Source organism: Corallincola platygyrae (genome assembly GCF_039544265.1).
Classification (GTDB): Bacteria; Pseudomonadota; Gammaproteobacteria; order Enterobacterales; family Neiellaceae; genus Corallincola; species Corallincola platygyrae.
This window is the reverse complement of the sequence record NZ_BAABLI010000015.1, coordinates 276,395-290,596: the sequence shown is the minus strand read 5'-3', so window position 1 is coordinate 290,596 and position 14,202 is coordinate 276,395. Positions and strand designations below refer to the sequence as shown.

Below are 14,202 nucleotides of genomic sequence, written 5' to 3'. Positions count from 1 at the left end.
AAAAAGTCTTATAACTAGCTCACGTTCGCTGCTTAACACAGGTTGTACTAGGCTTAATCTGACCTTTCCATGGAGGGCTATTATGCTCAAGCAAATGTTCAACCGTGCACTGTTATGTACAGCGCTGCTATTCGTATTTACGCCTCTTCAGGCGGCGGCAAACCCGTTAATTGATATGGTGACGCAGCAGCTTGGCGTTTCTCCGACCCAAGCCAGCGGTGGATTAGGCGCTTTGCTTTCAACAGCGCAAAAAGGTATGAGCGGCGGAGACTTTGCAGCCTTAGGTGACGTGGTACCTGATATGAGTAGTTTGTTGGCTGCAGCGCCTACGCAGGTGAGTGGCGATGCAGACACCCTGGGGTCTATGGCCTCCGGGTTACTGGGGGATTCAGAGGCTGCCAGTAACGCAGTGGCACTGAATCAGGCGTTTTCCAGCTTGGGATTAGACTCTGGTATGGTGGGACAATACTCCAAGATCCTACTGGATTTTGTCGAGTCGGAAGGCGGCCAGGCGCTAATGGAATCGCTAAAATCTGCGCTTATCTGATAATGGCGTTTTCTGCTTAAACAAAAAGCCCCGTAGCTTGATAGCTATGGGGCTTTTTTAATACCAATCCGCATAACTCTGCAATCTATTTCAATAAAGCTGCAAATTTCTGCTTGAACTTGGCCACTTTGGGCGCAACCACCAGCGAGCAATAGGGCTCATGTCCATGCATAGAGAAGTACTGCTGATGGTAGTCTTCTGCTGGATAAAACACTTCCAGAGGCACGATTTCTGTAACGACCGGCTCTGCCCACTCATTAGCCTGAGCCGCCACCGCTTGCTCCGCTTCGGCTTTCTGTACGCTGTCGTGATAGAAGATGCCCGAACGATATTGGGTGCCGATATCTTCACCCTGCCTATTTAATGTGGTGGGATCGTGAATGGTGAAAAAGATATCCAGCAAGGTCTCATAACTTATCACTTGCGGATCAAAAAAAATCTGAACAACTTCCGCGTGGCCAGTGTCACCCGTGCAAACTGCTTTGTAGCTGGGATGTTCCACATGCCCGCCGGAATAACCTGAAGTCACTTGCTGCACACCTTTCAATTCACTGAATACGGCTTCCAAGCACCAGAAGCAGCCGCCTGCCAGCGTCGCTATAGAAGCTGGCTCTTTATTATCCAATGTCATTAAAATTTACACCTATATTTCTATTAGTGATATAAAAAACAGCAACCAGCTGTTTTTTAAGGAAAAAATAATATAGGCACAACTTTTGCCTAATTTTTAACAGTTATTTATAGTTTTCTAATTTTGTAGTTGCGTATACGGAATACGTAGGAGTATATACATGAAGTTGTCCCTTATCAGCGGCTTGTTCGGCTTAGTCGCACTTACCGCTACCTCAGCGGCATCTGCTCTTGTTATCGATACAACTGAGACGTGGAATGGAAGCTACCGTGTCGGTTCATTTGGCGAATCTAACACCGCCACATATGGCCAGACTTTCACTTTAGGCCAAACAGCAGGTCTAACAGACTTTACGTTTTTTGTTGGTGACAAAGTCGACCCAGGCTACGTTGACTTTGAAGCGTACGTTTACGCTTGGGATGGAGTGAAAGCTACAGGTGATGCCCTGTTCATGTCCAGCCCTTATACAACCACAGACAATCAAGGTTTGGGTGGTTTCGAGCAGTTCACAATTGATACTGGTGTGCTGTCACTTGACGCTGGAGAGTACGTTGCCTTTTTCTCAGCTTCTAACCTTTTTGACGGCGTTCAGAGTACCGCGTACTTCGGAAATGTAGATGGTAAGACGTATACCGAAGGTAGCTTTGTGTTTATGAATAACGGCAGCGATTTTGATCGTTTGACGCAAGATAGCTGGACAGCATGGAATCGCGACTTAGCATTTACAATGAACTTTGTATCTGTGCCAGAGCCTTTACCAATTGCCCTGCTGGGTCTCGGACTGGTAGGACTATTTGGCAGCCGTCGAAAAATTTAACACTTTTTAAGATTTAGTCGTTCGTAAAAAACCGTGTTTCAACGCGGTTTTTTTATGCCTGCTATTTTTCGCTTTCAACACATTCCTAACGCTTGCTAGACTGCTGTTCCGCTTTATCCCAATGTTGATAAAAGAAGGCTGAGGAGAGGAAGGTTGGAAAAGATCGCAAACGTCGCCATTGTCGGCGGCACCCATGGCAATGAATTCACCGGTGTCTATCTGCTGAAAAAGTGGCAGCATGAGCCCTCAGCCATTAAGCGAAGCAGCTTCGAAACCTCAACGCTTTGGGCCAATCCCCGTGCGTTTGGCGAAAACAAACGCTATTGCGATCAGGATCTGAATCGACAATTCACCCGCGCTCAACTTGATGATCCCAGTTTGGCCGGATACGAACAGTCTCGAGCGAAAGTGATTGATGCGACCCTGGGACCAAAAGGTGACGCCAAGTGTGATTTCCTGATCGACCTGCATACCACCACCAGCAACATGGGCCCATGCATACTGTTGACCCAGGAAGGTAAGATTTATCGCCAACTGGCGGCCTATGTGAAAATGAAAATGCCCGAGGCCGTAATTTTCCGCGACGAAGACCACCTGCCCGCAGCACAACATCACCTGCTGTCGACAGTTGGCACCATGGGGGTCATTGTTGAAGTAGGGCCAGTTTCGCAATCAGTGATACGCCAGGATATCTTCGAGCAAAGCGAAGCGCTGACACATCATATTCTCGACTTCATCGAGCTTTACAATCAGGATGCTCTGCCTGAACTGCCAGCTTCTGTTGAAGGCTACCGTTACCTGGAGAGCATTACACTGCCCTTGGATGAGTCGGGTGAACGCCTGGGTATGGTTCATAGTAATGTTCAGGACAATGACTTCCAGCCAATCTACCCTGGCGACCCACTGTTCCAAACCTTTGAGGGTGAAACGATCACCTATCAGGGCGATAAAGTGGTCTATCCGGCATTTATTAATGAAGCCGCTTACTACGACAACAATCTGGCCATGTCTCTGTGTGAAAAGGTGAGGATAGATGTCGACGAGTAACTCCCAGGCAAACATCTTAGTTGCCGACTATCAGAACCCATCCCATGGCGAGGCGATACTGGCATTACTTGACCAGTACGCTCAAGATCCCATGGGTGGCGGTACGCCTATTTCAGAGAAAGTCCGCAACCAACTCATCGGTAAATTGGCGCAGAACGCTACTGCCGTTAGCTTCCTTGCAGAGCTGGATGGCGAATATGTGGGACTAGCCAATTGCTTCCTTGGCTTTTCCACTTTTGCCTGTGAAGAGCTGATCAATATCCATGATTTTGCGGTTTCTCCCAGCGCAAGAGGCAAAGGTATCGGCAAACAACTGATGCGGGCCGTTGAGCAGTACGCGCGGGAGCGCGGCTGCTGCAAGGTGACGCTGGAGGTACTGGAAGGGAACCATGTGGCAAAAGCACTCTATCAGAAATGTGGCTTTGCAGGTTACGCGTTAGATCCGGAAGCTGGCCACGCCCTGTTCTGGGATAAAAAACTCACCTGAATTGAGGCGATAAGCCGTTAGATTAGGCTTTCATCGCCGCAGTAAAGACTTCGGCTTTTGCTGCGGCAGGCCGCTGCTTCAGGCGAGTCAGGTAATACTCCAGATTGTTGTACCCGGCTAATTGATCTCTGTGATCAAGCAGTCCTAACAGCTGGCCTACCACTATGTCTGCCACCGTAAACTTACTGCTGACCAAGTATTCGCGCCCGGTAAGTTCAGTATTAAGGGTATGCAGCAATCGCTTCAGTTTTTCCAATGCGGTTGCTGATTGGCTCTTGCTCAGAAATACCTGACTGGCGGCCGCATCCAACGTGGTCAACCCAAACATCAGATAGCTCATGCAGCGGCTGCGCCCTGCCCTGTCAGCAGGGAGCAAGTCATGTTCGGGGTGGCTTGCCAGCAGATGCAGGATGATGGCACCAGATTCATGGAGAACCAACTCACCATCCTCCAGTGCTGGGACCAAGCCAAATGGATTTCTTGCCAGGTAGTGCGGCTGCAGATGCTCTTCCTGCGCGTGATCCAGCGTGACTTCCTTAAATGCCACGCCCAGCTCATACAACAACCAACGCACCCGCGCTGATCGGTCGAACCGCGCAAAGGAATATAGGATAGGCATAGCTGACTTCTCGACCACTGCAGTACCTGACTGTTAGATTCGGAAACCATCCTAAGCTAACTAACGGTGAAGCGACCTGCAAGTCCCCGTTTGTAATCTTGTGGCCTGACTTATCGCTTGATCTGTGGATCTAACTCTCTGTAAGTTAAAGCGTATTCGTCAGTGGAACAATCGAGATGGTGATTTGGTTATGGTCTGAAGTTTCGCTGACGGCACTGTGAGCGTTTACCACATCAAGGCCTTTAACCCACACCTGGTCAATCGCCAGCGCATTGATACGGGTGCGCAGGTCCGGAGAGGGGCGAATCTGCTGTAAGCCTACTTTTCTGAGAGTTTCCGAAACGCTATCAACACGCGCCTGGCGCCAGGTATTAAAGTCTCCCGCCACCACAACGGGCCCATCATGGGCATCAGCCAAGTCCGCTGCGACTTGGATCTGTGCCTGAAACTCATCCAGTGCCCAGGAAAAATTAACGCCATGCAGGTTCACTATCAACAGCGTTTGCCCCTGCCAAGCATATTCAGCAGCAAGCAAACTTTTTGGTACGCCGATCCAGGGCTCTTCAAATCGACTGGCACATAAGCGCTGTGCGGGCACGCTGCTGCTAAGCCAAACACCGGCTGGCGCGTCGCCCTTCTCAAACGCCCTGACCAACAGTGGAGTAGTCAAACTGGGATAGACAGCCTGGGCCTGCGAATACCACTGATGCCATTGCTGATGCGCCGCGACTTCTTGCAACAGCAGCATGTCTGCGTGTTTTGCAGCATCGGCTAACTCTTGTTGCCAGCCAGTGTTCTGAAACTTATAGGTATTCCACACCAACAGGTTGATCTGCTTTGGCAGCGCATCGGGAGCTTTTTGAGCGGGAGAGTGGGAATTCAGCAGAGGCCGCAATGGAGGAGAGATCTGTTCTCTGCAGTCGGCAACGGCCAGCGGAGCCGACTGATTGTGCCAAACCTGCAGATTAAGCGGCACGTTGACATCAAACAGGGCAAACAGCAGCCATAGGATAAGGCCGCTGATCATGCCCTGTATTGCACTCACTAGGCACCAGCTCCCTTGATGTAGCGGCCAACCTGGCGCTCTAACTGGTCCAGGGTAATCGCACCATTGCTTAATACCACGTCATGGAACTCACGAACATCAAACCGCTCACCCATTTCAGCTTCCGCCTCTTTGCGAAGCCGCTTGATGGTCAGTTCACCTATCTTGTAACTGAGCGCCTGCGCAGGCCAGGAGATGTAGCGGTCTACCTCGGTCCGAATATTATGGGTAGAGAGTGCAGTGTTTTGTTCCATATATTGGATCGCTTGTTCCCTGCTCCAGCCCATCGAATGCATACCCGTATCAACAACGAGACGACAAGCGCGCCAGGCTTCGTAGCTCAAACGCCCAAAACGGGTGTAAGGGTCCTGATAAAAGCCCATCTCCTGCCCCAGCCACTCAGAATAAAGGCCCCAGCCTTCACCAAAGGCAGACAGATATAGATGGCGACGAAACTCAGGTACTCCCTCCATTTCCAAAGCCAGCGCATTTTGCAGGTGATGCCCCGGAACCGCTTCGTGCAGCGTGAGCGCTTCCAGAACATACAGTGGACGCTTGTTCAGCGCATGGGTATTCACCCAATAATAGCCGGGACGATGATCACCTGAGGGGCCAACATAACGCCCGGTGGTGTACTTGGGGGCGATAGTCGCAGGTACGGGGGCGACGCCATATGGACGCCTTGGCAAGGTTTTAAAGAAAGCGGGTAAGGCGGCATCGGCCTTCTTGGATAACCAGGCGGCGTAATGTAGCAGTTGCTCTGGTGTCTCAGCGTAAAACTGTGGGTCCGTTCGTAGAAAGTGAATAAACTCAGCCAGGTTGCCGTCAAATTCAGCGTCTGCAATCACCTTGCGCATCTCACTGCGAATACGATCCATCTCCTGCAAACCTAGTTTGTGGATCTCTCCGGCGCTAAGGTCGGTCGTGGTGTAGTGTGAAATTCTGTTGGCGTAGAACTGCTGGCCATTATTGGTTGCACTGATCGCAATGGTTTCCCGAGTTGCCGGGTAATACTCTTCAACAAAAAATGCCAGATAATCGCGATAAGCTGGCAATACCTGCTCTTGAATTAGTTGACGCCCTTTAAGCTTAATCGTCGTTATCTGCTCAACCGTTAAATTCTGGTCTAAACGCTTCAGCGGCTGATAAAACACGCTATCCGCCGGATCGTCGACAATAAATGCGGTTATCGAGCTCTCGTAGCCCTCTAGCACAGCCTTAGGTACCGTGTTGCCCGTCGCAATGCCTTTTCGCATCCAGGCGATATTCTGGGAGAAGTAGGTGGGGAGATTCGATAACCGTTTGAGATAATTCTCTACCGCCTCTACGTCTGTTGTATCCACCATATTTGGTAGGTGACCCAATGACGCATGAAAGCCATATTCGGAGGTCAGTGGCGTCATGTGTGCGCCAAACCGGATCTGGTCCAAACTGTTTTTCAGTTCAAATTGCATCAGACGGAGGTTGATTTTCTGCCTCTCTGACAGATCAGATGACTCATGGAGCAGGTTCAGCGCTTCGTGGTATTCAGCAAACTTGTCTTTACGCGCTTTCAGCGCGCGCTCAGACAGATCTGGTAGCCGATCCGCACCAATCTCGCTGCCTGACCAGGTTGCCATCAGCGGATCCTGATCCAGTCGGTACAGCCAGATCTCCTCAAGCAGAGTGTCTAGTTTAGTGGCTGTTTTTTCCTCAGCTTGCTGGCCACAGCCAATCAGGCAGGACACCATTACTAAGATCAACCATCTAAATCGTATTAAAAACATCGGAACTACCTTAAAACTTTAATCGGACCCGCCGCCAAACCTGGTTGGTTCTGATTAGCCAAGGGTGGGGCCTGACGGCTGGCTGAATAGGGCTTTGGCGACTATAACCTATCTATGGTTCGTTACCCAATTGCTGTCACCCAGGACAACGCACTGCACAATCGTAAGCTGATCTATGAGTTCAGCCTGCTGTTTTTCGCCCTGCCACTTTTGATCACCATTGCCCCTTCGGGTGAAAGCAAGCTGTTACTTATCGTTGCCGCAGTAGTCTACTGCTTTGTCAGGTTTCAACCGCTCAAAGGCCTGAGGCCTGTCCCCGCTAGGCATATCACCGAATCTCTGGTTCGTTTTCTGCTATTGGCTCTACTCGCCACTCTGTTGGTTGCCATGTTCCTGCCAGAAAAGTTCGGACAACAACCTGAAAGTGATACCTACCGGTGGCTGATTGGTCTGGCGCTCTACCCTCTGGTGTCGGTATGGCCCCAGGAATTTATCTTCCGTCGCTTCCTGTTCCTTCGCTATCGCCGCATTTTTCAGTCTAAAACCCAACTGTTGCTGTTCAGCAGTTTGGCATTTGCCTGGGCACATCTGTTTTATCTGGAACCAGCAACGCTGATATTCACCTTTGTCGCTGGCTGGATATTTGGAGTGACTTACCTGAAATGCCGCCGACTGTGGCCGGTGATTCTAGAGCACACGCTTTACGGCTGGTGGCTGCTTACTATCGGGCTGGGAGACCTCGTCTATTACCAATAAGTATGGGGGCTATCACTGCCATTCGTTGCCCGTGATAACACCCGAACTCTATTCTCTTGCGCAAAATCAACGCTGGGTCATCACTCCATCGCCAAAATATCCCTTTCGAATCTATCTTCAGGGTATGTTTTATGGCTTCTATCCATGGTCACCAGGTACTGGAACTCATTCTTTCCAGTGCAGCAAACCAAACGCTCTCCGAACTGCGCAAACTGATCACCTCCACCTTTGGTGAAGAAGCCGAATATCACACGTGTTCTGCAGAAGGCATGAACGTTGATACGCTGCTTGAGTTTCTGGTCGCACGAGGAAAAATTGCAGGTGAAGCTAATAAGTTAAATGTAGACCCGTCAAAGATCTGTAATCACTGATAGTTAGACCGAATCATTTCGCCAATCCCCTTGGCGAATCAGCCTTTTTCGCTATACTGCACCCCATCACCACAGGCGGGAACACCTACCCGCCTGTGATATATAATTAATCCCCTATAAGCTCCTGCTTTTTAATCATTTTTTAGAGGCCCGTTCACGATGGATACCTTGTCTGCGGCGGTCACGCTGTTTCTGATCATGGACCCACTGGGTAACCTGCCAATTTTTCTCTCTGTACTGAAAAACATTGAGCCCAAGCGCAGGCGCATTGTATTGATTCGTGAGCTGCTTATTTCATTGGTGATTATGCTGCTGTTTTTATTTGCAGGTAGCAGCATCCTCGATTTCCTGCAGTTATCACAAGAATCGGTGAGCATTGCCGGCGGCATCATTCTGTTCTTAATCGCACTGAAGATGATCTTTCCTCAGCCCGGCGGTGTTACAGGGCTGGCTGTTGGCGAAGAGCCCTTTATCGTACCTCTGGCGATCCCATTGATTGCGGGCCCATCGATTCTGGCCGCACTGCTGCTGATGGCACACCAGGATCCCAACCGGATGGTAGATTGGTCTCTTGCACTGATTGGTGCCTGGGCGGTCAGTGCCGTCATACTTATGTTCTCGGGTTTGTTCCATCGCTTGCTGGGTGAGCGCGGCCTCACAGCAATGGAAAGACTGATGGGTATGATATTGGTAATGATATCTGTCCAGATGTTCCTGGATGGCATATTCGCCTATTTCCGCCATATGGAAGCAATCGGATGAGCAGTATGAAGTTGTTGTACGAAGCGGCAAACGGTATTGAAGCAAACCTTTTGAAAGGGATGCTGGCCACCGAAGGCATTGAGGTTACGCTCAAAGGTGAACAGCTACTCGGCGCCGTAGGTGAGCTCCCAATGTCTGTACAGCAGGTCAGTCTGTGGGTCGATTCCGGTTGGTATTCAGCTGCTCGTCGTCTGTTAGAAAGCTACGAACGCAAACAATCGGCGCAATGGTGTTGTCACCAGTGTGGCGAAACAAACGAAGGCAGTTTTGATTTATGCTGGCAATGCAGCCAGCCCAAGCCGGAGTAAAATGATGGCAAGTGCCAACACGCTCAATCAGCAGATCCGAGAACTCTCCCACTGGCATCAACTCGCATTTTCTATCGCACTGTGCGAACGCATGCTACCTAATTACCAACTGTTCAGCGAAGCCGTTGCCTGGGGGGACGCAGCAACATTAACCAACAGTCTCAATGCTGCATGGGATGCATTACGTACCAAGCCCAGTCAGTTTAATCATGAACGTTGGCAGGAGAAGTTGGCCGAGAACATACCGGATCCCGAGGATTACGACATGTATGGCGTTTGGCCTGCCATGGATGCAGCTACAGCATTGGATACCCTGTTCTCTCTGTTTGCTGAACCCAAGGGCCCAGCCGCATTGGAAATAAGCCGGCTTTCCCGCCATTGTGTGAAACAGTACATCCAGATCACCGAAGGCGAAGATGTTGAGCTTAAGACTCACCCTCTGATGCAGTACGAGTTTGATATGCAATCAGAATTGGTGGAATGGCTGGCTGATCATGCTAAAAGCCCCAACACAGTTTCTCAGTTACGAAAAGAATTCCTCAGCCCACTGATCTCAAACCTGGGTTTATCCATAGAGGAATGAAACATTTAGTTGCAAATATTAACCTTCGTTAAATTGCCTTTAGCAATTTAGCCACTTAAAACTGTCGGCCTATTTTACGCCCACATTCTGTAATACCTATGGAGACGTCATGAAACGGGTTCTTCTTCTCCTCGCTATCGTTGGTGTGATCGGCGGCGCAGTCGGCTATCGCTGGTGGAGCCTGAACATGGCCCCAACCCAGCAGAAAGCAAGCCGCGGTGCGGTTGCCGTTGTCGTTGAGCCAGCAAAGCTCCAACTGCTGGAAGACAAAGTGGAAGCTCTGGCGACAGCAAAAGCGAATGAGTCGGTGGTGGTTACCGCCAATGAAACCGAAAAAGTTCGCGAAATCTATTTCGAAGATGGCGACCAGGTTAGAAAGGGACAATTGCTGGTCCAGCTGAAAGAAAAGGAACAGGTTGCCAACCTGCAGTTAGCGCAGGTCGCTCTGGCAGAACAGGAGCGCGAGTATCGCCGTATTGCCGATCTGGTAAAAAATCGCACCATCGCCAGTTCCGAGTTAGACAGGATCCAAAGTCTGATAGATGCGGCCAAAGCCCGAATCGCCGCCGAACAATCAAAAATTGATGAACGCCAGATCCGCGCACCGTTTGCCGGTCAGCTTGGCTTTCGTCAAGTAAGTAAGGGTGACCTAGTCACACCGGGCACCGCCATCACAACCCTCGATGATCTGTCGATTATAAAACTGGACTTCACCGTACCCGAGCGTTTCCTCACCTCGTTGCACAAGGGTTCTGTCGTACGTGCCCAGTCAGATGCATATCCTGGACAAATTTTTGAAGCCAAGGTCGATACCATCAATCCAAGGGTTAACCCGGTAACACGCGCCATTACGGTTCGTGCTGAGTTGAGCAATAAAGATCGTAAGCTCAAACCAGGCATGCTACTGAAGCTAGATCTGGTGCACGACCAGCACCAAGCCTTGGTGATCTCTGAAGCCGCTATCACGTCACTTAAATCAGAACATTACGTGTTTGTGATCGACAGCGAGAACAAGGCGAGCAAACGCCAGATTAAGATTGGCCTGCGCAAACCTGGCATCGTTGAAGTTCTGGAAGGTCTGGAAGAAGGCGAACAAGTGGTCATTTACGGCACACTGAAGGTACGCGATGGTGCCACTGTCGTATTGCAGGAAGAGGCTTGGCGCAAAGGAGGTCAGGCATGATCCTGACCGATCTATCGGTTAAGCGCCCTGTTTTCGCCTCGGTAATCAGCCTATTGCTGATTGCCTTTGGTTTGGTCGCTTTCGAAAAGCTCCCCTTGCGTGAGTATCCAAACATCGACGCCCCGGTTGTGTCTGTTGAAACCCGCTATCGAGGAGCCTCTGCAGTAGTCGTCGAACGCCGCATTACCAAGCTGATTGAAGATCGTATCAGTGGGGTAGAAGGGGTCAGAAACATTATTTCAGAGAGCCGGGATGGACGCTCTGACATTACCATTGAGTTCAACGTTGAACGCGATATCGACGCTGCCGCCAATGATATCCGAGAGCGCGTTAGTCGGGTGCTGAACAATTTGCCCGATGAAGCGGATCCACCGGAGATTAGCAAAGCGGGCGCAGGCGACGATACCATCATGTGGCTCAATCTGGTCTCAGACCGGATGGACCTACTGGAGCTGAGTGATTACGCCCAACGCTTTCTGGTTGACCGTTTTAGCACAATTGATGGCGTCGCCAGGATACGTGTCGGTGGCGGATTAAAGTACTCCATGCGTGTTTGGCTGGACCGTGCTGCGCTTGCCGCTCGAGGTCTCACCGTTAACGATGTAGAAGATGCATTGCGGGCTCAGAATGTTGAGTTGCCAGCTGGATCAGTCGAATCCGTTGACCGTCAGTTTACGGTACGTGTACAGAGAGCTTTTAATGATGCGGAGCAGTTTAAAGACCTAGTACTGACCCAGGGTGATGATGGTTACCTTGTCAGACTCAGTGATGTCGCCAAGGTAGAACTTGCGCCTGCCGAAGAACGTTTGTCTTTCCGTGGTAACGGAGTGCCCATGGTGGGCATCGGCATTACCAAACAATCGACTGCTAATACGCTGTCCGTTGCCCGTGCGGCCAGAGCTATGGCGATCGAAGTGAACAAATCCCTGCCAGAGGGGATGGAGCTGATTAACAGCTATGACAGCTCTGTATTTATTGAGCAGTCAGTTAAAGAAGTTTATCAAACCCTGTTTATCGCCATTACCCTGGTCGTGGTGGTTATCTACCTCTTTTTGGGTAGCATTCGCGCCATGTTGATCCCTGCTTTGACCGTACCCGTGTCATTAATGGGCACCTTTATTGTGCTTTATTTGCTTGGCTACACCATCAACATGCTGACTCTGCTGGCACTGATCCTGGCGATCGGTATGGTGGTGGATGATGCCATTGTGATGCTGGAAAATATCCACCGTCGTGTAGAACAGGGCGAATCGCCTCTGGTAGCTGCGTTTTTAGGTGCCCGCCAGGTTTCTTTTGCCGTGATAGCAACCACCCTTGTACTGATATCGGTGTTTATGCCGATCACCTTCCTCGAGGGAGACCTTGGCAAACTATTTACTGAATTTGCCGTGACAATGAGCGCAGCTGTAGCCTTCTCCAGCTTGGTTGCTTTATCCCTCTCCCCGATGATGTGCTCAAAATTGCTGGTGCCTCATGAGAAACCTGGCTGGTTAACCCAGAAAGTGGATTGCCTGCTGAATCGGTTCAGAAACGTCTATATCAATGGGCTGCGCACCTCTATCCATAAACCAGCCATGACCCTGCTGCTGATTGCTGGGGCACTGGCCAGTTGTGCTTGGTTGCTTAAAGAGGTGCCCGGCGAATTCACACCCAAAGAGGACCGGGGTGCGTTTTTCGTTATTGTAAGTGCACCACAGGGCGCGACCTTCGACTATAGCCAAAGCTATATGGATGAAGTGGAGCGACGCCTGATGCCACTGGTTGAGCGAGGCGCTGTTAAACGTCTGTTGATTCGTACGCCACGAGCATGGGGTCAGACCCAGGACTTTTCCGGCGGTTTTGCCATTATCGTGCTTGAAGACTGGGCACAACGTGAAAGTGCCTGGCAGATCATGGGCGAAGTGAGGCAAAAAATAAGTGGCCTTTCCGGTGTGCGCGCCTTTCCGGTCATGAGGCAAGCGCTGGGAGGCGGAATCGGCAAACCTGTGCAATTTGTTATCGGTGGCTCCGACTATGACGAACTGGCGCACTGGCGTGATTTGATAATTAATGAGGCTCGCAAAAACCCTGGTCTGGTCGGCATTGATCACGACTACAAGGAAACCAAGCCACAGCTACAAGTGAAGATTGACACTGAACGGGCCGGCGACCTTGGCGTTTCAGTTGCTACCATTGGTCGCACGCTGGAAACCATGCTGGGTAGCCGCATTGCCACCACCTTCCAGCGTCGTGGCGAAGAGTACGATGTGATCCTGGAGGGAATCCGCGCCGAGCAGAGCGCCCCCACAGATATGGCCAACATCTATGTGCGCAGTGACTACAGCGGAGAGCTGATCCCGCTTTCAGGGCTGGTTACTATTGAGGAATTTGCTGACGCCCAAAGCCTAAACCGTTTCAATCGTACCCGCGCTATCACCATCGAAGCCAATCTGGCTGACGGTTATACCCTGGGTGAAGCACTGGCGTATCTGGATGACCTTGCTTATCGTTTGCTTCCTGGCGATGCGATCATTAGTTACAAAGGACAGTCTCAGGACTACACCGAATCTGGTGCATCTATCTACTTTGTATTTGCACTTGCTCTCGGCGTCGTATTTTTGGTGCTTGCTGCACAATTTGAGAGCTATATCCATCCGATTGTCATTATGTTGACAGTACCCCTGGCCATGATGGGGGCGTTGATCGGTCTATACCTGTTTGGCCAGTCTCTAAATATCTACAGTCAGATCGGCATCATCATGCTGGTGGGGCTTGCCGCCAAGAATGGTATTTTGATTGTTGAGTTTGCGAATCAGCTGCGTGACAAAGGCGCCAGTTTTGATGACGCTTTGCTGGAGTCTGCCAGTCAACGACTCAGGCCGATCCTGATGACCGGCTTCACTACCGCCTTTGGCGCCTTGCCCCTAGTACTCTCTTCAGGGGCAGGCAGTGAAACCCGCTTTGTGATTGGCGTGGTGGTACTCGCAGGCATTTCAATTGCCACCATATTTACGCTGTTAATCGTTCCGGTGATGTACGCCTTATTGGCACAACACACTACGTCACCAGACGCTATCGCCCACAAATTGGAAGCGGATCTGGAAGGGCACAAGCTGGACCAGTAAACCACAGTAAACAACCTAAAAAGCGGCCATTCTGAGGCCGCTTTTTTTTTGGCGAAGGGAAAATTTGCGGAATTTTTTCACATTTTCTTATATTAATTTTTTCTTATAAATCACATTTTTATATACTTTTGCACAACATTTGCTTAATAATCCCCGCACATTTTGTGACCAGTTAT

At 50.4% G+C, this 14,202-nt stretch carries 15 protein-coding genes; 11 read left to right on the top strand and 4 right to left on the bottom strand.

Annotated features, from left to right (window positions below):
* Positions 1-82 precede the first annotated feature (82 nt).
* Positions 83-547, top strand: coding sequence for a DUF2780 domain-containing protein (locus ABEA14_RS13955; RefSeq protein WP_345340642.1), 465 nt, complete (start codon positions 83-85; stop codon positions 545-547).
* Positions 548-632: 85 nt separating this feature from the next.
* On the opposite strand, the gene msrA is transcribed toward ABEA14_RS13955, so the two are convergent.
* On the bottom strand, positions 633-1,178 hold the full coding sequence (gene msrA, locus ABEA14_RS13950; RefSeq protein ID WP_345340641.1) for a peptide-methionine (S)-S-oxide reductase MsrA: 546 nt from the start codon (positions 1,176-1,178) through the stop codon (positions 633-635).
* 160 nt (positions 1,179-1,338) lie between these two features.
* On the opposite strand from msrA, the gene ABEA14_RS13945 reads away from it, so the two are divergent.
* From ABEA14_RS13945 to ABEA14_RS13935, 3 genes are all read left to right on the top strand, one after another.
* Positions 1,339-1,995, top strand: a complete 657-nt coding sequence (locus ABEA14_RS13945; protein WP_345340640.1) for a PEP-CTERM sorting domain-containing protein — start codon at positions 1,339-1,341, stop codon at positions 1,993-1,995.
* Positions 1,996-2,148: 153 nt separating this feature from the next.
* The gene (locus ABEA14_RS13940) at positions 2,149-3,042 is read left to right on the top strand and encodes an aspartoacylase (RefSeq protein WP_345340639.1); all 894 of its coding nucleotides are present in this window, start codon (positions 2,149-2,151) and stop codon (positions 3,040-3,042) included.
* Positions 3,029-3,529 (top strand): GNAT family N-acetyltransferase, encoded by a 501-nt coding sequence (locus ABEA14_RS13935; RefSeq protein WP_345340638.1) that lies wholly within the window; start codon positions 3,029-3,031, stop codon positions 3,527-3,529. The genes ABEA14_RS13940 and ABEA14_RS13935 overlap by 14 nt, the downstream gene beginning before the upstream one ends.
* Positions 3,530-3,551: 22 nt before the next feature.
* Here ABEA14_RS13935 and ABEA14_RS13930 read toward each other — a convergent pair whose 3' ends face one another.
* The 3 genes from ABEA14_RS13930 to ABEA14_RS13920 all read right to left on the bottom strand — a co-directional run bounded on the left by ABEA14_RS13930 (position 3,552) and on the right by ABEA14_RS13920 (position 6,959).
* Positions 3,552-4,148: a glutathione S-transferase family protein gene (locus ABEA14_RS13930; RefSeq protein WP_345340637.1), complete on the bottom strand. Its 597-nt coding sequence runs from the start codon at positions 4,146-4,148 to the stop codon at positions 3,552-3,554.
* A gap of 145 nt (positions 4,149-4,293) precedes the next feature.
* A complete protein-coding gene (locus ABEA14_RS13925) occupies positions 4,294-5,193 on the bottom strand; it encodes an endonuclease/exonuclease/phosphatase family protein (RefSeq protein WP_345340636.1) in 900 nt (299 codons plus the stop codon).
* Complete coding sequence (locus tag ABEA14_RS13920; RefSeq protein WP_345340635.1) at positions 5,193-6,959, bottom strand: DUF885 domain-containing protein; 1,767 nt, start codon at positions 6,957-6,959, stop codon at positions 5,193-5,195. Before ABEA14_RS13920 ends, ABEA14_RS13925 begins: the two co-directional genes overlap by 1 nt.
* Positions 6,960-7,073: 114 nt before the next feature.
* Between ABEA14_RS13920 and ABEA14_RS13915 the strand changes: the two genes are divergently transcribed.
* The 7 genes from ABEA14_RS13915 (at position 7,074) to ABEA14_RS13885 (ending at position 14,026) form a co-directional block, all read left to right on the top strand.
* A complete protein-coding gene (locus ABEA14_RS13915; protein ID WP_345340634.1) occupies positions 7,074-7,715 on the top strand; it encodes a CPBP family intramembrane glutamic endopeptidase in 642 nt (213 codons plus the stop codon).
* A gap of 131 nt (positions 7,716-7,846) precedes the next feature.
* Positions 7,847-8,086 (top strand): YecH family metal-binding protein, encoded by a 240-nt coding sequence (locus ABEA14_RS13910; protein WP_345340633.1) that lies wholly within the window; start codon positions 7,847-7,849, stop codon positions 8,084-8,086.
* A gap of 159 nt (positions 8,087-8,245) precedes the next feature.
* Entirely contained in the window at positions 8,246-8,848 is a 603-nt protein-coding gene (locus ABEA14_RS13905; protein ID WP_345340632.1) for a YhgN family NAAT transporter, read from the top strand.
* On the top strand, positions 8,845-9,156 hold the full coding sequence (locus ABEA14_RS13900) for a putative signal transducing protein (protein ID WP_345340631.1): 312 nt from the start codon (positions 8,845-8,847) through the stop codon (positions 9,154-9,156). The genes ABEA14_RS13905 and ABEA14_RS13900 overlap by 4 nt, the downstream gene beginning before the upstream one ends.
* Position 9,157: 1 nt before the next feature.
* Positions 9,158-9,739, top strand: coding sequence for a YjaG family protein (locus tag ABEA14_RS13895; protein WP_345340630.1), 582 nt, complete (start codon positions 9,158-9,160; stop codon positions 9,737-9,739).
* A 109-nt stretch (positions 9,740-9,848) separates the two neighbouring features.
* Positions 9,849-10,922 (top strand): efflux RND transporter periplasmic adaptor subunit, encoded by a 1,074-nt coding sequence (locus ABEA14_RS13890; RefSeq protein WP_345340628.1) that lies wholly within the window; start codon positions 9,849-9,851, stop codon positions 10,920-10,922.
* Positions 10,919-14,026, top strand: coding sequence for an efflux RND transporter permease subunit (locus ABEA14_RS13885; RefSeq protein ID WP_345340627.1), 3,108 nt, complete (start codon positions 10,919-10,921; stop codon positions 14,024-14,026). Before ABEA14_RS13890 ends, ABEA14_RS13885 begins: the two co-directional genes overlap by 4 nt.
* The last annotated feature ends 176 nt before the right edge of the window (positions 14,027-14,202 follow it).

Coding starts and splice junctions, on each gene's coding strand:
- ABEA14_RS13955 (WP_345340642.1), top strand. CDS start 83: ATGCTCAAGCAAATGTTCAACCGTGCACTGTTATGTACAGCGCTGCTA.
- msrA (WP_345340641.1), bottom strand. CDS start 1,178: ATGACATTGGATAATAAAGAGCCAGCTTCTATAGCGACGCTGGCAGGC.
- ABEA14_RS13945 (WP_345340640.1), top strand. CDS start 1,339: ATGAAGTTGTCCCTTATCAGCGGCTTGTTCGGCTTAGTCGCACTTACC.
- ABEA14_RS13935 (WP_345340638.1), top strand. CDS start 3,029: ATGTCGACGAGTAACTCCCAGGCAAACATCTTAGTTGCCGACTATCAG.
- ABEA14_RS13930 (WP_345340637.1), bottom strand. CDS start 4,148: ATGCCTATCCTATATTCCTTTGCGCGGTTCGACCGATCAGCGCGGGTG.
- ABEA14_RS13920 (WP_345340635.1), bottom strand. CDS start 6,959: ATGTTTTTAATACGATTTAGATGGTTGATCTTAGTAATGGTGTCCTGC.
- ABEA14_RS13915 (WP_345340634.1), top strand. CDS start 7,074: ATGGTTCGTTACCCAATTGCTGTCACCCAGGACAACGCACTGCACAAT.
- ABEA14_RS13910 (WP_345340633.1), top strand. CDS start 7,847: ATGGCTTCTATCCATGGTCACCAGGTACTGGAACTCATTCTTTCCAGT.
- ABEA14_RS13905 (WP_345340632.1), top strand. CDS start 8,246: ATGGATACCTTGTCTGCGGCGGTCACGCTGTTTCTGATCATGGACCCA.
- ABEA14_RS13900 (WP_345340631.1), top strand. CDS start 8,845: ATGAGCAGTATGAAGTTGTTGTACGAAGCGGCAAACGGTATTGAAGCA.
- ABEA14_RS13895 (WP_345340630.1), top strand. CDS start 9,158: ATGATGGCAAGTGCCAACACGCTCAATCAGCAGATCCGAGAACTCTCC.
- ABEA14_RS13890 (WP_345340628.1), top strand. CDS start 9,849: ATGAAACGGGTTCTTCTTCTCCTCGCTATCGTTGGTGTGATCGGCGGC.
- ABEA14_RS13885 (WP_345340627.1), top strand. CDS start 10,919: ATGATCCTGACCGATCTATCGGTTAAGCGCCCTGTTTTCGCCTCGGTA.